The sequence below is a fragment of the Streptomyces sp. NPDC054757 genome, assembly GCF_053612185.1.
Map to the genome: position 1 here is coordinate 304,066 of NZ_JBSHBW010000003.1, position 18,975 is coordinate 323,040.

Sequence of the window (18,975 nt, forward strand, 5' to 3'; positions counted from 1 at the left end):
GCCGCAGCGGACACGGCCAGGGCCAGAGTGTCCACGGACCGCCCCGTCGAAGGCAGAAGGATCAGCGCTGCGGAACCACGCGCCGTAACGAAGGGGCCAAGAACTCCCACAGAGGCCCCGAGACACTCGTGGCCCGGCACAGCCACGAAAAGCCTCACTCCGGCGACTGGGCACGGTGGCCCGAAGCCGGCCGCCGGCAGCACTGATGGTCCCGTCAGCGTCGCTCTCACGCCCCTTCACGGAGCGAATGAGCCACTCGGGGAGAAGCGGGCGGGCAGCTCCGCGCCCGCGGCGCCGGGGCGGGTAACCGCTCGGGTTCTCAGCCGGGGACAGGCCCGCAAAGCAGGTGTCGACGGGCTGTTGTTCACACTGGCGCCCGAGAAGGGGGCGGCAGAGGGGGCACGTGTATCCGTCTCGGTGGACTATGACGCGTTCTCCGGTGCTTACGGCGGCGCCTATTCGTCCCGACTTCGGCTCGTACGGTATCCGGCATGTCTTCTCACGAGTCCGGACAAGCGGGCGTGCCGTACAGCGGTGTCGTTGGGGGCCGAGAACGACACGACGGCGCACACCCTCACTGCCTCCGCGATGACTCTGGGGCACAGTGGTCCGACGGTACTCGCCGCCGCCGCGGCCCCGGCGGGGGACAAGGGGGACTACAAGGCCACGTCCCTGTCGGATTCGGGCTCCTGGTCCACCAGTCTGAACTCGGGTGACTTCAACTGGTCCTACGACTTTGACGTCCCGGACACTCCCGGCGACCTCCAGCCCGATCTCAAGCTCTCCTACTCCTCCGGATCGATCGACGGCCGCACTACCAACACCAACAATCAGGGGGCCTGGGCCGGAGACGGTTTCGAGCTCGGTACCGGTTCCATCGAGCGTCGCTACAAGCCCTGTTCCGACGACGGGGTGAAAAACGCGGACGGCAGCAAGCCAGGCGACTTGTGCTGGTCGTACGACAACGCTTTCCTCAGCTTCAACGGCAAGGGAGGGGAACTCGTACCCGTTGGCAAGGACGAGTTCAAACTCAAGCAGGATGACGGAACCCGTATCGCCCGCCTGCGTTCGACGGCACGGGCCAACGGGGACGCCGACGGCGAGTACTGGAGACTGACCGACCCCAGTGGCGTCCGCTACTACTTCGGTTACAACAGGCTCCCTGGCTGGGCCACGGGCAAGGAAGAGACCAACTCGACCTTCAACGTCCCCGTATTCGGCAACAACGCGGATGAGCCCTGTCACCAGGACACCTTCGCCTCGTCCTGGTGCCAGCAGGCATGGCGCTGGAACCTGGACTATGTCGTGGACACCCACGGCAACGCCATGGCCTACCACTATGCGAAGGAGGCGAACTCCTACGGCCGCAACCTGAAGGACGACGACAACACCCGCTACACGCGGGGTGGTTACCTGACACGTATCGACTACGGTCTGAAGTCGAATCGCATATTCGCCGACAAGCCCTTGGCCCAGGCGCTGTTCACCAGCGCCGAGCGCTGCCTGCCGGAGTCCGGCGTGACCTGTGCCGCTTCGACGATCAACGACAAGGCGTTCTATTGGTACGACACGCCCTGGGATCTCAACTGTGACTCCGGAGCGAAGTGCGACAAGGGCCGCTACTCGCCGACGTTCTGGACCCGCAAGCGCCTGACCGGAATCACGACACAGGTCCTCAATACGGCCGGCGGCTTCGACAAGACCGACTCCTGGGCGTTCAGCCACCGGTGGGGCATGGCCGACACGGACTACCAGCTGCTCCTGGAGAGCGTGCAGCACACGGGTCTGTCGGCCACACCCCAGGTGACTCTGCCGAAGACCACGTTCGCCTACGCGCAACTGGCCAACAGACTCGACAAGACCGGCGACGGTTACGCCCCCTTCATCAAGGACCGGCTGACGAGCATCGACGGAGAGACCGGCAGCCGCACCGACGTCAACTACTCCGATGCCGTGTGCGACTGGAAGGCCCTCCCCAAGCCCGAGACCAACACCACCCGCTGCTTCCCCCAGTACCTGGACCAGGACCAGACAGGCGACGCAACGGACGTGCAGTGGTTCAACAAGTACGTAACCACAGCTGTCACGGTGTCGGACCGCACCGGTGGCGCGCCCGACCAGATCACCCGGTACTCCTACCAGGGCCCGGCCGCCTGGCACTACACGGACGACGACGGCCTGACCAAGGAGAAGTACCGCACCTGGTCGCAGTGGCGTGGCTACGGGCAGGTCAGCGTCCAGAGCGGTGGCATCGGTGCCATGAAGTCGCAGAAGGACAGCTACTTCCTGCGTGGCATGGATGGCGACCGCAAGGACAAGAGCGGTGGTACCAAGTCGGTGAGCGTTGCCCTGGGATCCGGCGAGGGCGACGCGATCACGGACCACGCGGCACTCGCGGGCTTCTCCTACAAATCAGCCACCTACGACAAACCGGGCGGCAAGATCCTCACGAAGTCCGTGAGCCGTCCCTGGCAGCACGAAACCGCAAAGAAGGTCCGTGACTGGGGCACAGTCACCGCTGACTTCGTCGGAACCGCCGAGGCGCGTACCTGGACATCCCTGGATGACGGGGTGGGGGCCACCTGGCGTACCACGAGGACCGAGACGGCACACGACACCGTCGCCGGCCGGGTGACCGAGGTGAACGATCTCGGAGACACCGCTACGGCAGCCGACGATCAGTGCAGCCGTACCACCTATGCCACCAACGCGACGGCGAACATACTCGGCGCCGTCGATCGCGTCGAAACCGTCGCGAAAGCCTGCACACAGACACCCGACCGCGCCAAGGACGTCATCTCGGACGTCCGTACGGCCTACGACGGTGCCGCCTACGCCGCTGAACCGACCAAGGGCGACGCCACCGCGACGGCCACGCTGAAGAGCCACACCGGGGTCAAGGCCACGTATCTGGAGGCGGACACCACCTACGACTCCTACGGCCGCCCGCTGACGGTCAACGACCTGGCCGCCAATGTGATCGTCGACGGGTCGTCAGCCCCGGTGCGTACTGCGCGCGGCGACGGCCGTGTGACCACGACCGCCTACAGTCCGGCAACCGGTCGGGCGTCCGAGGTCAGGACCACCACTCCGCCTGCGAAGGTCGGTGACAGCACCACAAGCCTCACGACCGTTCAGGAACTTGATCCGGCCAGAGGCCAGGTGGTCAAGGAGACGGACCCCAACGGCAACACCTCGCAGACGCGGTACGACGCCTTGGGGCGCACTACCGATGTGTGGGAGCCGGACCGCTCCACGACCAGGGTCCCGAGCTATCAGTTCACATACCAAATCGCAGACGGTCAGCCCACAGTCGTGGGTACACGCAAGGTCAACAATAGCGACGGACAGACGCCTCCGTCCTACACCCTTTACGACGGCCTGCTGCGCGAACGGCAGACCCAGGAACCAGGTCCGGACGGCGGCAGCATCGTCAGCGACGTCTTCTACGACGAACGAGGCCTCAGTAGCAAGACGTTCGCCCCGTACTTCACCACGGGCGCTCCCTCCAAGAAGATCTTCCAGCCTGACAACGCCCTCTCGGTGGAGTCCCAGACCCGCACGGAATACGACGGTCTCGGACGAACCGTCGAGAGCAAGCAGATCGCGGGCAACGGGGACGGCGGAGCAGTTCTCAACACCACCAGAACGGTGTACGGGGGCGACCGCACCACGGTCATACCCCCGGCGGGGGGCACCGCGACCACCACGGTGACCGACGCCCGGGGCCGCACGACCCAACTGCAGACACTGCATCAGCGCGCACTCGGCGCCGCGGTGGACACGACCCGCTACACCTACGATCTGCGTGGGGCTCTTTCCTCGGTCACCGACCCGGCGAAGAACATCTGGACATACACGTACGACCAGATGGGCCGCCAGACCAAGGCCGTCGACCCGGACAAGGGCGCCACCGAGACGTTCTACGACGACCGTGGCCAGGTCGAACACATCAAGGACAGCCGCGGCGTACTCCTCTACACCGCCTATGACAATCAGGGCCGCAAGACCGAACTGCATGAGGGAGCCCCCGACGGCACGCTGCGGGCGAAGTGGACGTACGACACGGTGCCGGGCGGGAAGGGGCTCCCGGCTGAATCGATCCGTTACGACAACGGACGGCCGTACACCTCGAAGGTGACGGCCTACGACTCACTCAGCCGCCCGTACAGAACCGCGGTCGTCATCCCGGCGGCGGAAGGGAAACTGGCCGGCACCTATCAGTCCGGCACGAGCTACAAAACCTCAGGCCTGGTGGGCGGCACATCCTCCTCCCCGGTGGGGGCCCTGCCGGGAGGAACAACTGTCTACAGCTACGACGACACCACGCTGTGGCAGACGGGCGTCACCACTGACGGGATGTCCGGCAAGACCACCTACACGCATATCGGACTGGCCGACACAGTGACTCTTGGCCTGGTCGGAAGTGCCCGGTCCACCGAGATCAAGAACGGCTACGAATGGGGGACTCGTCGTCTCGCTTCCTCCGTGGTCTCCCGGATGGAGCAACCGGGGATCGACCGCAGCGCGGTGTACCACTACGACGACGTCGGCAACGTCACCTCCATTGCAGACACCTCCCGCACCGGCACCGACAACCAGTGTTACGGCTATGACTATCTGGGCCGTCTCACGGACGCCTGGACCCAGGCCACAACTGCCTGCACCGACACCCCCGGCACAGCCGCGATCGGAGGAGCTGCCCCTTACTGGCAGAGCTACAGCTACGACCTGACCGGTAACCGCACCGCCGAGACCGACCACGACCCGGCTCACCGGACGGGCAAGGACACCAAGCGCGACTACACCTATCCGCCCGCAGGTACGTCGCAGGCCCACAGCCTCGGCTCCGTGACCACTTCGGGCCCCGCCGGCACCGCCACGGACAAGTACACCTATGACCAGGCCGGTAACACCAAATCCCGTCCTGGCCAGACCCTGACGTGGGACTCCGAGGGCCATCTCGCATCCGTGACCGAGGGCGGCAGAACCACCCAGTATCTGTACGATCCGGACGGCAACCGGCTCATCGCGCGCACGCCCACCGAAGCCACTCTGTACCTGGGTGGGACCGAAGTCACCCTCGCCAAGGGCGCCGACAAACCCAAAGCCACTCGCTACACCGACCTCGGCGGCGGCAACACGGCCGTCCAGAACGACGACCGCACTTTCTCCTACACCATCCCGGACCACCAGGGGACCGGCCAGCTCGCCGTCGACGCTGCGAACCTTGCCATCCAGCAACGCCGCACCACTCCCTTCGGCGGTGCGCGCGGTACCGCGCCCAAGGACTGGCCGGGGACGAAGGGTTTCGTCGGAGGCACCGACGACACGGAGACCACCGGTCTCCAGCACCTCGGCGCTCGCGAATACGACCCCGCCACCGGTCGTTTCCTCTCCGTCGACCCGGTCATGGATCTGACCGACCCGCAGCAGATGAACGGCTACGCCTACGGCAACAACAACCCGGTTACGAAGAGCGATCCGGATGGGCGCAGACCCATTGGTGCATGTGGACCCGCCGGAATCTGCTCGGACGGCACAAGGGAACACTTCACGGTCAACGACTCCGGAGTGTGGTCCCAGCATCTTTCCACCACAGGGATGCACTCCCGGGGCGACGGGAGCACGGTTGTCACTCAACGCCATTACGTAAACGGAAAAGTCGTGGCCAAGCGGTACACCACGGTCAATGACGCAGGCATCTTCTATGGGGTACTGCCCGAAGGTAAGAACCGGTATCTGAAAATCTTGCGGGACACGTTCGATTTTCTGGTTGTCGATACCAAGCTGGCCGCCAAGTGCGCCAGTGAAGTGACCCCGGAATGTGGCTGGTTGCTTGCGGACCTGCCCATCGGTAAGGCCGCGAAGCTGGCCAAGCTGGAGAAGCTGAGCAAAGCGGCGAAGGTCGCAGAACACTGCAAATGCTTCCTCGCCGGCACTGACGTCCTCATGGCCGACGGCTCGACCAAGGACATCGAGGACGTAAAGGTGGGCGACAAGGTCCGGGCGACCGACCCCGCCACCGGGAAGAGCCGCTCCCGCAAGGTGACACGTCTGATCAGAACCAACGGCGACAAATTCTTCAACAAGATATCCGTCGCGACCAAAGACGGAATCGACTCGATCACGGCCACGGATGAGCACCCGTTCTGGTCTCCGTCGGAGCGAGCATGGGTGGAGGCTGGAGACCTTGCTCCCGGTATGACGCTACGGAGCGATGATGGCTCCACCGTCATCGTCACGGCGAACAAGGCCTTCACGAAGCACGCTCGGACGTACAACCTGACTGTGGATGAGATCCACACGTACTATGTGCTGGCGGGGACCACTCCGATCCTCGTTCATAATTCCGGCGGCTGCACCACGATGTCTTCCGCGATTGGCGGGGACTCGTCTCTGGCGAAGGCTGCACAGCAGGCGGGGAAGAACCAGAAGGTTCAGGCCGACCTGGATAGCCTGTTCCAGCAGCTGTCACGCGGAAATATGAATCCGGGTCTCGGGAGCAAGGCATTGTCTGGAACGGATGTCACCTACGCGCGAGGGCGGAACGGCGGTCGCCTGTTCTTCCGGAACGTTGACGGGGGGATTCAGGTCGTTGGGAAATCCGATAAGGCAAACGAGTCCAAGGTGATTGCGAGGCTGAACCAGCTCTATGGTCAGTGACTCTCTCTACCGCGTAGAGAACCAACAGTTCAGCGCCCTCTTCATGTTGGGTGCGGAGGACAGCAAAGAAACCGTTGAGAACGTTGACGCAGAAATCAGCCTCCCCGATGGGACGCGATGGAGCGCCACGTTCATGACGCTACGGGCTATCGAACAAGTGATGAACCGATGGAAGGAGACTGGAGAATGCGCCAGCGGTGCGTACTTCCAGTGTTCCGACCTCGTGATCATTCCGGAGGGCGGTCTGGCAGCGATGCTGGATTCCTTCAAGGGGATTATCGATTCAGGTGGACCTGAAGGAGTTTTGCAACTCCTGAATGACGAATAAATCACCCTAGAGGCTCCTGCGGAGCGAAACGGGATGCCCCTTTCCCCGGGTTACGGGGAAAGGGGCATCCCGGGTTTTGACGGCAACGGCTGCGGTGGGCGGGTCGTCCGGGGCGTCGGTCTGGCTGAGGATGCCCCGAGGGTGTCGATGGCCTGGCGCTGGAGGTGGAGACGTACGTGGGCGTAGACGGTGGCGGTGAAGCCGATGTGGGCGTGGCCGAGGAGTTCCTTGATCACGACGAGTTCGACGCCCTGTTCTAGGTGCAGGGCGGCGGTCGAGTGGCGGAGGTCGTGGACGCGGATGCGGCGAAGGGCGGCCTTGCGCAGGAGTGCGGTGAAGGTGCGGGTGAGGTTGGTCGGGTCGACCGGCCTGACCCTGCGGAGTCGTGAACGCGTTCCCGTTGTGCTGCCACGTGGCGTCTGCGGTGAGGGGTTCCAGATGCCGGGGCCGGCGGCGTCGGCCCAGGTAGGCACCCCCTTCACAGCCGGAAAGGCCACCGTCAGGAAAGCCCCCGGCCCTCCAGCCGGGAGCGGAGGGTGGCGGCGAAGTCCTCGGCCCTGGTCAGCTGGACCCGTAGATCCTGGATCTTCTGGGTGGCGGTCTGTTCGTAGGACCTGACGCGGTCCAGGAGTGCCTCGCGATCCTGGCCGGGGGGCTGGTCGTCCGCGTCCAGGCGGTCCGTGGCGTCCAGGAGGTCGCGCATCTCTTCCAGGGTGAAGCCGAGCGGCTTCATGCGGCGGATGACCATCAGGCGGGTGACGTCGGTCTCGGTGTAGAGGCGGAAGCCGCCCTGGGAGCGGGCGGAAGGGATGACCAGGCCGGTTTCCTCGTAGTGCCGGATGGTCCGCAGGGAGAGCTCGGTCCGTTCGGCGACCTCGCCGATCTGCATGCGCCTGCTGCCCTTCTTGTCCCTGCTGTCTCTGTCCACGACCGTGTTCCCGGCCCTTCTCTTGCCTGGGGCGCCCAGCCCGTAGGGCTGCCCGTATCTCTACTCTAACGTCAGGGTAGAGTTGTCGGTGGCTGTGTTGATCCTGGGGTGGCTCGCGCCGCCCCGTCCCACAGTGTGCGGGCGCCCTCTGCGAAGTGCTGTGCGGCGCCGCTCCGTTGTCCCGGACTTCCGCCCTGCTCCGGCGGGCGATCCGCGCACCGCCGTCCCGGCCCTGCGCGTTCCACCGCACGGCCGCCTGCCGGCCGCGCCCGAGCACGACAGGTCCTCCGGTCTTGCAGACTCTCCCCTCATCCCTGCCCGTGCGCCTGCGCGGCCTGCCGCGGCCTCCCTGGCTGTCGCCCAAGGTCTTCCGCGTGGAAGTGCTGGCCGGGCTGGTCGTCGGCCTGGCGCTGATTCCGGAAGCGATCTCGTTCTCCGTCATCGCCGGTGTCGACCCGAAGGTGGGGCTCTTCGCCGCCTGCACGATGGCGATGGTCATCGCGTTCGCCGGTGGCCGTCCGGCGATGATCTCGGCCTCGACCGGCGCCGTCGCCCTGGTCGTCGCTCCCGTCGCCCGTCAGTACGGCCTGGGTTATCTCATCGCGACCGTGATCCTCGCCGGGGTCTTCCAGATCGTGCTGGGCTCGCTCGGGGTGGCCAGGCTGATGCGGTTCGTGCCGCGTTCGGTGATGGTCGGCTTCGTCAACGCGCTGGGCATCCTGCTGTTCACCGCGCAGATTCCCAACCTCCACGGCGTCCCCTGGCAGGTCTATCCGCTCGTCGTCGCCGGTCTGGCGTTGATGGTGTTCTTCCCCCGTCTGACCAGGGCCGTGCCCGCACCGCTGGTGTCGATCGTGATCCTCACCGTGATCACGGTCGCGGCCGGGATCGCGGTGCCCACCGTGGGCGACAAGGGCAGGCTCCCCTCGTCCCTCCCCGTACCGGGGCTGCCGGATGTGCCGTTCAGCGTCCACACCCTCACCGTCATCGCGCCCTATGCGCTGGCGATGGCGCTGGTCGGGCTGATGGAGACGCTGATGACCGCCAAGCTCGTGGACGAGATCACCGACACCCGCTCCAACAAGACCCGCGAGGCCATCGGCCAGGGCATCGCCAACATCGTCACCGGGTTCTTCGGCGGTATGGGCGGCTGCGCGATGATCGGACAGACGATGATCAACGTCAAGAACGGTGCCCGTACCCGCCTTTCCACGTTCCTCGCCGGGTTCTTCCTGCTGATTCTGTGCATCGTGCTGGGGCCGGTCGTGTCCGACATTCCGATGGCCGCCCTCGTGGCCGTGATGGTGCTTGTCTCCGTCGGTACCTTCGACTGGCACTCCGTCAAACCCGCCACTCTCAAGCGGATGCCGGTCGGCGAGACCGCGGTGATGGTCATCACCGTCGCGGTCGTCGTCGCCACCAGCAACCTGTCCATCGGCGTCGTCGTCGGCACCCTCACCGCCATGGCGATCTTCGCTCGCCGGGTCGCCCGGCTGACCCAGGTCACGGCCGTCACCGATCCGGACGGCGAGAGCGTCGTGTACGCGGTCACCGGCGAGCTGTTCTTCGCCTCCTCCAGCGAACTGGCCGCCCGGTTCGACTACGCGGGCGATCCGGGCAGGGTCGTCATCGATCTCACCGGCGCCCATGTCTGGGACGCCTCGTCCGTCGCCGCGCTGGACGCGATCACTCTCGCGTACGCCGGCCGCGGAAAGACCGTGGAGATCGTCGGTCTCAACGAGGACAGCGCCAGAATGCACGGAAGCCTCAGCGGGGAGCTGACCGGGAGCCACTGAATCCGCTGCCGTCCTCCGTGTGAGTGCCTGGCGTCTGTGGCTCATCGGGCCGCCCGGCCGGACTGGAAGCCCACCGTGACCAACTCTCCGGCTTGCTCGATGACCCGGCCGACGCTGACGACGCGGCCGGCATCGCCTTCATCGCCTGCCGGGTCCTGCACAGGGCCGCCGATCCTCGTAACCCGTATCCCGTAACCCGTATCCCGTAACCCGTAACCCGAGCCCTGTGGCCTGCTGAACAGGCATCCCCAACACGCGAGTTGAGGTCAGCGAGCCGCCGGAAGACCGTCCCGCGGTGCGGCCTTCGCGGGCGCGCCGCTCCCCGCGGTGCGGGTGAGAGCCGAGACCGCGAACATCACCAGCGCGTTGACCAGGAGCGCGACGACGCCGACGTTGAGGTCCTTGACCGCCTGCGGCAGCCCCGGCAGCAGGCTGCCGACAGTGGCCCCGGTGACCGTCACCACCCCGACGACCAGGACGCCCACGATGATGCCCGCGGCCGCGCCCTGTTTGCTGACCAGCCTGCGCGGCGCCAGGCTGACCAGCAGCGCAGGGAAGAGCTGGGTCACCAGGGAGTAGCCCATGAGCATCAGGTTGACGATGCTGCTGCCGCCGTTGAAGGTGAAGAAGAGCGCGATCAGCGCCAGTACGGGCACCAGCAGCTTGGCCAGCCGGCCCACCGACTCCTCCGTCGTTCCCGGACGGACGAGCTTGTAGACGTTCTTGGCCAGGCAGGTCGCGGATGTCAGCAGGAGCAGCGAGCCGGGTACGAGTGCGGTGAGTACGCCCGCACCGCCGACGACCCCCACGAACCACGGGTCGAAGGACTTGACCGTGATCCGCAGCAGTGACAGATCGGCGTCGGCGCCCTTCAGGCCGGGTACCGCGAGCAGGGCGGCGAATCCGGCCAGGAAGACGAAGAGCAGGACGAGTTGGTAGAGGGGCATGAAGATGGCGTTCCGGCGGAACACCCGCTCGTTCTGCGCGCTGTACGAGGCGCTGAACGAGTGCGGCCACATATAGAAGCCCAGCGTCGAAAGCAGGACCGTCGAGACGAACCACGACGGACTGAGCCCGCTGTGCTGGAGGGTCAGGAAACCCGGCTTCGCCGTGTCGATGGCGTGGAACATGTGGCCGACCCCGCCCGCGTAGTGCAGCGGCAGGTAGATACCGAGGAACAGGACGACCGAGAGGATCAGTACGTCCTTGAGCACCGCGGTCCAGGCCGAGCCGTGGATGCCGGAGATGGTCACGTACACGGTCAGGGCGACCGTACCGATGATCACCGCGAGGGTCTTGGAGATATGCCCGTACGAGGCCTCGGAGACGATGATCCCCATCCCGGTCAGCTGGAGGACCAGGTACGGCACCATCGCCACCACACCGACCAGGGCCACCAGGGCGCCGAGCAGCGGGCTGTCGAACTTCCTGGCGAAGAAGTCGGACTGGGAGACGAGGCGGTGCTCCTTGGCGTAACGCCAGATCGACGGGAGCAGCCAGTACGACATCACGTACGCCAGCGCGCCGTAGCACAGGATGTAGAGGGCGGGGCCGCCCTTTCCGTACGCCCAGCCGGAGGCGCCGAGGAAGGTGAAGGTGGTGTAGATCTCGCCGGCGAGCAGCAGGAAGACGAAGGTCGTTCCGAAGCTGCGGCCGCCGACGGACCATTCTTCGAGGTCCATGTCCTTGCCGCGGCGGGCCTGGAGGCCGAGGCAGATGGCGACCAGGAGGAAGCCGAGGATGACGACGAGGGCGGTCATGCCGGGTCCTCCTCGCTGTTGCGGGCATCGAGGCTGCCGGCATCGAGGCTGCGGGCATCCAGACTCCGGGCATCGAGGTTGCGGGGGTCGAGTCTGTAGATCACGGCCATGACCACCGAGATCAGGGCCACCCACAGGACGATCCAGAAGAGGATGAAGGGCATTCCGAGGACGTAGGGCCTCACTCGGTCGGCGAACCAGATTCCGCCGAGGATCCCGATGAAGGGGATCGTTCCGATGAGGGGGAGCAGGGCGCCGCCCGCCGGACGGGGCTTGGGCACAGGGGGCATGGGGTAGTCCCGGGGTAGTGGTGTGTTGTTATTCCACTATGCGGAATTTACTTTCCGGGGATGAGCGTAGCCGTCGGTCCCGGAACCCTGTCAAGGCTTCGGCCGCCACCGGACGGAATTCAACATTCCGTTGAACTCCTGCTAGTGGAAGGGGGTTTGGCCTGTGTGACCCCCACTGCCGGTGGTCCGCTCCTGCGCGGAGGGGCGGACCGTTCCCCGGCCGCTCACGGACACGGCTCAGGCGGCGAGGACGACGTCGTTGTCCTCGGCGTTCGGCAGCCGCCGTCTGTCGAATCGCGGCGGGCTTCGCCCTGTCGAACCGTGGCGTGCGGTCGCCCGTCCCCTCCCGCCCGGTTGACTCATTTCGGGTGATCCGCACCCCCGGCGCACCCCCGCACAGCCCCGGTTCGTACGATCCCTCCGTGACCAGCGACGCTTCGCCCTCCCGGCGCGCAGTGCTCGGCCTTGCCGCCGCTGCCGTGCCCGCCGCTCTTCTCGCCACCGGGGCCGCCCCGGCTTCGGCCGCCACCGCCGTGGGGGGTGAGCGGCTCGGCCTCGACGGAGTACAGGTGCGGCGGATGAGCGGCGCGCCCGCCCTGCCGCGTGCCGATGCCAAGTCGTGGCTTGTCGCGGACTGCGAGAGCGGGGAGGTGCTGGCCGCCTACCGCGCGCATCACCGGCTGCCGCCCGCCTCCACGCTGAAGATGCTCTTCGCGGACACCGTGCTCCCCAAGTTCGAGAAGAAGCAGAAACACCGGGTCACCGCCGCCGATCTCGCGGGCATACCGGAAGGCAGCAGTCTGGTGGGTGTCGAGGCCGGGACGTCGTACACCGTCGACCAGTTGTGGCACGGGGTCTTCCTGCGCTCCGGCAACGACGCCGTCCATGTGCTGAGCGCCCTGAACGGCGGAGTGCCCGCCACCGTGCGCGAGATGGCGGCCAAGGCCGTCGATCTCCAGGCGCTGGACACCCATGTCGTCAGCCCGGACGGATACGACCACCCCGGGCAGGTGTCCTCGGCGTACGACCTGTCGCTGTTCGCCAGGCACGGGCTGCGGAACGACGACTTTCGGCAGTACTGCGCCACCCGGCTCGCCGAGTTCCCGGCCCGGGGCGGCAAGAAGTTCCAGATCCAGAACACCGACCGGCTGCTCGGCGAGTACAAGGGCATGATCGGCGTCAAGAACGGCTACACCACGCACGCCGGCAACACCTTCACCGGCGCCGCCACCCGGGACGGCCGCACCCTGCTGGTCACCGTCATGCATCCGGTGACCGGGTACGACCAGGTCTACAAGGACACGTCGGCGCTCCTCGACTGGGGCTTCCGGGCCGCGGGCCGGGTCACCCCGGTCGGCAAGCTGGTCGACCCGGTCAGCGAGGGCGGCCGGCCCTCGGCGGCCCCCTCCCCGGCGCCGGGACCGAACGCGGCGGGGACTGGCTCCGGCGGCTCCTCGTCGTCCTGGCCGCTTTTCGGCGCGGGCGGCGGGGCGGCGGCGCTGCTCGCCGTCGGCACGGTGGCCCTGCGCAACCGCAAGCCGCGCCGCAGGCGCAAGCACTGAGCGGTCGCCGGTAGGGGACGAGTGCGGGGGCGGCGGCAGGTTTCCGCCCCCGCGCCCGTCCCCCTCGGTTCCGTCCCAGTTCCCCCCCAGTTCCCCCCAGTTCCCCTCAGCTCCTCTTGGTTCTGCTCAACCGCCCTCAGTCGCTCTCAGTCGCCCTCCGCGATACGGGTGCCCGTGCCGCTGACCCGTACCCGTGCGTCGTCCGCCCGCAGGGTGACCGTCAGCTCGCCGGGGCGGCCCATGTCCGTACCCTGGTGGAGGGTGAGCACCGCGTCCTCCGCGACGAGGCCCAGTTCACGCGCGTACGCCCCGAACGCCGCCGCCGCGGCCCCGGTCACCGGGTCCTCGACCACACCGCCCACCGGGAACGGGTCGCGGACATGGAAGACCGTCTCCGACTCCCGCCACACCAGCTGGAGCGTGGTCAGGTCCAGGGTGCGCATGAACGCGGCCAGCCGGTCGAAGTCGTACGCGAGGTCCGCCAGCCGGGACCGGGTCGCGGCGGCCAGCACCAGATGGCGCGCGCCCGCGTAGCCGATACGGGGCGGGAGGGCCGGGTCGAGGTCGGATGCCTGCCAGCCCAGGGCGCCGAGGGCTTCCTCGACGTCGTGCCCGTCCACGTCGAGTACGGCCGGTTCGACGCTCGTCAGGGTCGCCCGCAGCGCGCCGTCCTCCTCGGCCACCGTCACCGGGACCGTGCCCGCGCGGGTGGCGAGCAGGAGATCCCCGGGGCCGTGCCGCTCGGCGAAGGCGATGGCGGTGGCGACGGTCGCGTGCCCGCAGAACGAGACCTCGGCCTTCGGGCTGAAGTACCGGACGGTGAAGGCCCGTCCGGGCTCCCCGCCAAGCCCTTCCGGCGGCGCGGTCAGGAACGCGGTCTCGCTGTATCCGAGCTCCGCGGCGATCGCGAGCTGCTCCGCGTCGTCGAGACCGGTGGCGTCCAGTACGACCCCGGCCGGATTGCCCCCTGCGGGGTCGGTGGAGAACGCGGTGTAGCGGAGTACTCCGGTGCGGTGCTGTGCGGTTGGCGTCATGTCCGTCGCCAACCGCCGGGGCGCGGGGGTCATTCCCCGGCGGGGCCCGGCCGGTTCAGGGGTCCGGCCGGTTCAGGGAGCGGGCCGGTGGGCCGGTTCAGGGGGCCGGCCGTTTCAGGGAGCGGGCCGGTTCAGGGAGCGCGCCGCGACCCGCTCCAGATGGCCGGCGAAGACGTCGGCCGCGTCCGGGGTCAGGGTGCGCAGCGCCACCATCGCCGTCACGATCACATCGCAGAGCTCGGCCTCCACGTCCTGCCAGCTGTGCGAAGCGCCCTTGCGCGGGTTCTGGCCGGTGGCGCCGATGACCGCCTGGGCCACCTCACCGACCTCCTCGGAGAGCTTGAGGATCCTGAGCAGGGTCTGCTCCTGAGGCGGCCGGGAGGCGGACTCGTCCAGCCAGGCACGGAGTTGGGCGACGGTGGTCCAGGCGTGTTCGTCCATGAACAGCACCCTGCCACGCCGGTGCCTGCGCCCGGGTACTCAGCCCGGATATTCAGCCCGGATACTCAGCCCGGATATTCAGCCCGGATACTCAGCTGGTGATGTACCCCTTGCCGGGGTGCGACCACGAGACGCTGTCCTTCTTCTTGCCGTGGGAGTCGGTCAGCGTCGCCGTGTCACGGTCGTTGTTCCAGACATACGCGCCGCGGCCCTGGTACTTGGAGGCGGTCGTGTTCTTGCCCTTGCCGGTGTAGACGGTCACCGACTGGTTCCGCTTGAGGGTGACGCTGCCGAAGGTGTAGCTGTGCCGGCTCGCGTCGGTCACCTTCCAGCCCTTGATGCTGACGGTGGACCTGCTCCGGTTCTGGAGCCGCACCCACTCGCCGTTGAGGCTCTTGTTGCTCCGGGTGTCCTTGCCCGGCGAGTCGTACTGGACCTTGCTGATCTGTACGGGCGAGGTGGCCGCCGACGCGCTCGGCGCGGTGGCGAGCAGCGTCCCCGCGAGGGCGGCGACGAGCAGGGCGGCGGGGGCCGTGGAACGTATGCGCAAGGTGCGCTCCTGGTGTGGAAAGTGTGAAGAAGCCTTGAAGTAGTGGAGTGTAGAGGGCAGTAGCGGCGGCCGTGGCCCCTTTGCCTCAACAGCAGACCCCGCCGACTGCCCACTACGTCGGCCCCCTCGCCTCAGCCGCACCCCTCGCCGTGCCGCCCCCTCGCCTCAGCCGCGCCCCACGTACGGCATCGCCGTCGCCATCACCGTCGCGAACTGCACATTCGCCCCCAGCGGCAGCCCCGCCATGTGCAGCACGGTGCGCGCCACATCCGCCACGTCCATCACCGGCTCGGCCAGCACCTCACCGCTGGCCTGTCTGATGCCGCTGCTCATCCGCTCGGTCATGTCCGTGGCGGCGTTGCCGATATCGATCTGTCCGCAGGCGATGCGGTACGGACGGCCGTCCAGCGAGAGGGACTTGGTGAGGCCCGTCAGGGCGTGCTTCGTCGCGGTGTACGCGATCGAGTCCGGGCGCGGGGCGTGCGCCGAGACGGAGCCGTTGTTGATGATCCGGCCGCCCTGCGGATCCTGCTCCTTCATGAGCCGGAAGGCGGCCTGTGCGCACAGGAACGAACCCGTCAGATTGGTGTCGACGACCTGTCGCCACGCCTCGTACGGAAGCTCCTCCACCGGCACCCCGCCGGGGCCCGAGATGCCCGCGTTGTTGAAGAGCAGGTCCAGCCGCCCCCAGCGCTCCCGCACCGCGTCGAAGAGCGCGCCCACCTCGTCGGGGGATGTGACGTCCGCCGTCACGGGGAAGGTCTCGCCCCCGGTGAGCGCGGCCGTCGCGGCCAGCTTCTCCGTACGGCGTCCGGCCAGCGCGACCGACCAGCCGGCGTCCGCCAGGGTGCGGGCGACACTGCGGCCGATGCCCGAGCCCGCGCCCGTGACCACCGCCGTTTTCCGGGAGGGCGGTGTCCGGGACGTCTGCGTCCGGGCTGTCTGCGTCCGAGAGGCGTTCGTCCGAGGGGTGTTCGTCCGGGAGGTGTTCGTCCGAGAGGTGTTCATGGGGGCGCAGATTACGACAGGACTGACCCGGAACGATCTCCGGTGCCGCCCCTGTGCCGTGTCCGCTACGCCGTGTCCGCTACGGCGTGTCCGCTACGCCGTGTCCGCTACGGCGTGACCGCTACGCCGGGTCCGCCGGATACCGGACGCCCGTCCGCTCCCGTACCGCGTCGAGCGTCCGCATCACCGCGAGCGTGCCGTCCAGCGGCACCAGCGGGGACTCGGTCTCGCCCGCGCGCAGGGCGCGCATCACCTCGGCCGCCTCGTCCTGCATACCGTGCAGCCCGCTGCCGTACTGTCCGGCGGTGAACTCCTCGGGCTCCCGGCCGTCCCGGTGCAGGACGAACCGTTCCGGGGCGAAGAAGCCGCGCGGGACCTCGATCCGGCCCCCGGTCCCCGTCACCGCCGCGGTGCGCGGGGTGTCCGCGGTCACCGAACAGTTCAGCAGCGCGGTCGCCCCGCTCTCCCAGCCCAGCAGCACCGAGGTGTCCAGGTCGACGCCCGCCGACGAGAGCACCGCGTCGGCCCGTACCCGGTCGGGCTCGCCGAGCAGCAGCTGCGCGAACGAGACCGGGTAGACACCGAGGTCGAGGAGCGCCCCGCCGCCCTGCGCCGGGTCGAGCAGCCGGTGGCCCGCGCCGAACGGCCCGGCGAGGCCGAAGTCCGCCTGTACGGTACGGATCTCGCCGATCGCCCCGTCCCGTACGAGCTCCGTCAGTCGGCGCACGAGCGGGTTGCAGTACATCCACATCGCCTCCATCAGGAAGCTGCCGCGGGCACGGGCGAGATCTGCCAGCTCGGTGGCCTCCCGCGCGTTCAGCGTGAACGCCTTCTCGCACAGCACCGCGCGCCCCGCCTCCAGGCAGAGCCCGGCGGCGGCCCGGTGAGCGGAGTGCGGCGTCGCCACGTACACGACATCGACCTCCGGGTCGGCCGCCAGCTCCGCCCAGCTGCCATGGGCGCGCGGGACACCGAAGCGACCGGCGAATCCCTTCGCGGACGCGAGCGTCCTCGACCCCACGGCGACCACCTCGGCGCCGGGGAGTCCTTGCAGGTCAGCGGTGAAGGCGGCGGCTATGCCACCCGTGGCGAGCACACCCCAGCGCACAGTCTTCTCCATCACGGCTCCCGTAAATCGTCTTTACCACACCCTGTGAGCTGAGAGCATAGAGGCCATGCCGAAGACCTCTGCCCCGGAGCACATACGCACCGGGCTCCCCGCCCCTGCCGTCGCCCGCACCACCGGAATCCTGGTCACCCTCGTCCTCGGCGGGCTCACCGCGCTGCCCGCGCTCTCGATGGACATGTATCTTCCCGCGCTGCCCGAGGTCACGGACGCGCTGCATTCGCCCGCCGCCACCGTCCAGCTCACCCTCACCGCCTGCCTGATCGGTATGGCGCTCGGACAGCTCGTCGTCGGCCCGATGAGCGACAAGTGGGGACGGCGCCGGCCGCTGCTCATCGGCATGGCCGTGTACGTCGCGGCCACCGCGGTCTGCGCCTTCGCGCCCAGCGTCGAACTGCTCATCGGCTTCCGGCTGTTGCAGGGTCTCGCGGGGGCCGCGGGCATCGTGATCGCCCGCGCGGTGGTGCGTGACCTCTACGACGGCATGGAGATGGCCCGGTTCTTCTCCACGCTGATGCTGATCTCCGGGGTCGCCCCGATCGTCGCCCCGCTCATCGGCGGCCAGATCCTCCAGATCACCGACTGGCGCGGGGTCTTCGTGCTGCTCACCGTGGTCGGCACGCTTCTGACGCTCGTGGTGTGGAAGTGGCTGCACGAGACCCTGCCGCCCGAGCGGCGGCACACCGGCGGTGTCGGGCACGCCCTGCGGACGATGCGCTCGCTCCTCGCCGACCGGGTCTTCACCGGTTATCTGATCGCCGGTGGTCTCGCCTTCGGGGCGCTCTTCGCGTACATCAGTGCGTCCCCCTTCGTGGTGCAGGACATCTACGGCGCGTCGCCGCAGACCTTCAGCCTGCTCTTCGGGCTCAACTCGGTCGGTCTGGTCGCCGTCGGCCAGATCAACGGCAAGCTGCTCGTCGGCCGGGTCAGTCTGGACAAGGCCCTCGGCTTCGGGCTGAGCGTCATCACGCTCGCCGCCACCGCTCTGCTGCTGATGACGTCCGGCGTCTTCGGCCATGTCGGCCTCTTCCCGATCGCCGCGGGGCTCTTCGTCCTGATGTCCGCGATGGGCCTGGCCATGCCGAACACCAACGCCCAGGCCCTGATGCGCACCCCGCACGCCGCGGGGTCCGCCTCGGCGCTGCTCGGCACCTCCACCTTCCTGCTCGGCGCGGTGACGTCCCCGCTGGTCGGCATCGCGGGCGAGGCCACGGCCGCCCCGATGGCCGTGGTCCAGCTGGTGTGCGGAGTGGGTGCGATGACCTGCTTCCTGGCGCTGTGCCGTCCGTGGCAGCGCAGGGCGCCGGCGGTGACGGTCGCCGGCTGAGGGCTGTCCCGTAATCCCTGGCGGGCGCACGACGACAGCTACGGCGCCTCGCCGCGTTGTCGGAACTCCCGAATACAACCAGTATGCGGACGCCCCTCCGCCTTTCGATGCACCGCATCTGACGCCGCGCGCTGATCCACCAGGGATTACGGGACAGCC

The 18,975-nt window shown here is 67.9% G+C and carries 13 protein-coding genes and 1 pseudogene; 5 read left to right on the forward strand and 9 right to left on the reverse strand.

Annotation, left to right across the window (positions count from 1 at the left end):
- The first annotated feature begins 540 nt into the window (after positions 1-540).
- The gene (locus ACWGKJ_RS06505) at positions 541-6,666 is read left to right on the forward strand and encodes a polymorphic toxin-type HINT domain-containing protein (protein WP_453315679.1); all 6,126 of its coding nucleotides are present in this window, start codon (positions 541-543) and stop codon (positions 6,664-6,666) included.
- Complete coding sequence (locus ACWGKJ_RS06510) at positions 6,656-6,994, forward strand: hypothetical protein (protein ID WP_385023548.1); 339 nt, start codon at positions 6,656-6,658, stop codon at positions 6,992-6,994. The genes ACWGKJ_RS06505 and ACWGKJ_RS06510 overlap by 11 nt, the downstream gene beginning before the upstream one ends.
- A gap of 50 nt (positions 6,995-7,044) precedes the next feature.
- Here the strand turns inward: ACWGKJ_RS06510 and ACWGKJ_RS06515 are convergent.
- Together ACWGKJ_RS06515 and ACWGKJ_RS06520 are read right to left on the reverse strand one after the other, a co-directional pair.
- Positions 7,045-7,417, reverse strand: a pseudogene (locus tag ACWGKJ_RS06515) (tyrosine-type recombinase/integrase); the annotation flags it as partial.
- Positions 7,418-7,493: 76 nt separating this feature from the next.
- On the reverse strand, positions 7,494-7,883 hold the full coding sequence (locus ACWGKJ_RS06520; protein ID WP_385023620.1) for a MerR family transcriptional regulator: 390 nt from the start codon (positions 7,881-7,883) through the stop codon (positions 7,494-7,496).
- Positions 7,884-8,215: 332 nt separating this feature from the next.
- On the opposite strand from ACWGKJ_RS06520, the gene ACWGKJ_RS06525 reads away from it, so the two are divergent.
- Positions 8,216-9,718: a SulP family inorganic anion transporter gene (locus ACWGKJ_RS06525; RefSeq protein ID WP_385023552.1), complete on the forward strand. Its 1,503-nt coding sequence runs from the start codon at positions 8,216-8,218 to the stop codon at positions 9,716-9,718.
- A gap of 266 nt (positions 9,719-9,984) precedes the next feature.
- On the opposite strand, the gene ACWGKJ_RS06530 is transcribed toward ACWGKJ_RS06525, so the two are convergent.
- Both ACWGKJ_RS06530 and ACWGKJ_RS06535 read right to left on the reverse strand, forming a co-directional pair.
- On the reverse strand, positions 9,985-11,478 hold the full coding sequence (locus tag ACWGKJ_RS06530) for a sodium:solute symporter family protein (RefSeq protein ID WP_385023554.1): 1,494 nt from the start codon (positions 11,476-11,478) through the stop codon (positions 9,985-9,987).
- Entirely contained in the window at positions 11,475-11,759 is a 285-nt protein-coding gene (locus tag ACWGKJ_RS06535) for a DUF3311 domain-containing protein (RefSeq protein WP_385023556.1), read from the reverse strand. The genes ACWGKJ_RS06530 and ACWGKJ_RS06535 overlap by 4 nt, the downstream gene beginning before the upstream one ends.
- Before the next feature lie 431 nt (positions 11,760-12,190).
- Here ACWGKJ_RS06535 and ACWGKJ_RS06540 point away from each other — a divergent pair, with 431 nt between their 5' ends.
- A complete protein-coding gene (locus ACWGKJ_RS06540; protein WP_385023558.1) occupies positions 12,191-13,330 on the forward strand; it encodes a D-alanyl-D-alanine carboxypeptidase family protein in 1,140 nt (379 codons plus the stop codon).
- A 146-nt stretch (positions 13,331-13,476) separates the two neighbouring features.
- Here ACWGKJ_RS06540 and ACWGKJ_RS06545 read toward each other — a convergent pair whose 3' ends face one another.
- The 5 genes from ACWGKJ_RS06545 to ACWGKJ_RS06565 form a co-directional block, all read right to left on the reverse strand.
- The gene (locus ACWGKJ_RS06545; protein ID WP_385023560.1) at positions 13,477-14,364 is read right to left on the reverse strand and encodes a PhzF family phenazine biosynthesis protein; all 888 of its coding nucleotides are present in this window, start codon (positions 14,362-14,364) and stop codon (positions 13,477-13,479) included.
- 114 nt (positions 14,365-14,478) lie between these two features.
- Positions 14,479-14,805, reverse strand: coding sequence for a MazG-like family protein (locus ACWGKJ_RS06550; RefSeq protein WP_385023562.1), 327 nt, complete (start codon positions 14,803-14,805; stop codon positions 14,479-14,481).
- Between the two features lie 91 nt (positions 14,806-14,896).
- Complete coding sequence (locus ACWGKJ_RS06555) at positions 14,897-15,355, reverse strand: lamin tail domain-containing protein (RefSeq protein WP_385023564.1); 459 nt, start codon at positions 15,353-15,355, stop codon at positions 14,897-14,899.
- A gap of 165 nt (positions 15,356-15,520) precedes the next feature.
- Positions 15,521-16,363, reverse strand: coding sequence for an SDR family oxidoreductase (locus ACWGKJ_RS06560; RefSeq protein ID WP_385023566.1), 843 nt, complete (start codon positions 16,361-16,363; stop codon positions 15,521-15,523).
- A gap of 121 nt (positions 16,364-16,484) precedes the next feature.
- Entirely contained in the window at positions 16,485-17,483 is a 999-nt protein-coding gene (locus ACWGKJ_RS06565; RefSeq protein ID WP_385023568.1) for a Gfo/Idh/MocA family protein, read from the reverse strand.
- Positions 17,484-17,538: 55 nt separating this feature from the next.
- Between ACWGKJ_RS06565 and ACWGKJ_RS06570 the strand changes: the two genes are divergently transcribed.
- Positions 17,539-18,816, forward strand: coding sequence for a multidrug effflux MFS transporter (locus ACWGKJ_RS06570; protein WP_385023570.1), 1,278 nt, complete (start codon positions 17,539-17,541; stop codon positions 18,814-18,816).
- Positions 18,817-18,975 lie beyond the last annotated feature (159 nt).

What these genes read in the sequence shown, in the direction of transcription:
- ACWGKJ_RS06510 (WP_385023548.1), top strand. Translation starts at nt 6,656, where the DNA reads ATGGTCAGTGACTCTCTCTACCGCGTAGAGAACCAACAGTTCAGCGCC.
- ACWGKJ_RS06520 (WP_385023620.1), bottom strand. Translation starts at nt 7,883, where the DNA reads ATGCAGATCGGCGAGGTCGCCGAACGGACCGAGCTCTCCCTGCGGACC.
- ACWGKJ_RS06530 (WP_385023554.1), bottom strand. Translation starts at nt 11,478, where the DNA reads ATGACCGCCCTCGTCGTCATCCTCGGCTTCCTCCTGGTCGCCATCTGC.
- ACWGKJ_RS06545 (WP_385023560.1), bottom strand. Translation starts at nt 14,364, where the DNA reads ATGACGCCAACCGCACAGCACCGCACCGGAGTACTCCGCTACACCGCG.
- ACWGKJ_RS06550 (WP_385023562.1), bottom strand. Translation starts at nt 14,805, where the DNA reads ATGGACGAACACGCCTGGACCACCGTCGCCCAACTCCGTGCCTGGCTG.
- ACWGKJ_RS06560 (WP_385023566.1), bottom strand. Translation starts at nt 16,363, where the DNA reads ATGAACACCTCTCGGACGAACACCTCCCGGACGAACACCCCTCGGACG.
- ACWGKJ_RS06565 (WP_385023568.1), bottom strand. Translation starts at nt 17,483, where the DNA reads ATGGAGAAGACTGTGCGCTGGGGTGTGCTCGCCACGGGTGGCATAGCC.
- ACWGKJ_RS06570 (WP_385023570.1), top strand. Translation starts at nt 17,539, where the DNA reads ATGCCGAAGACCTCTGCCCCGGAGCACATACGCACCGGGCTCCCCGCC.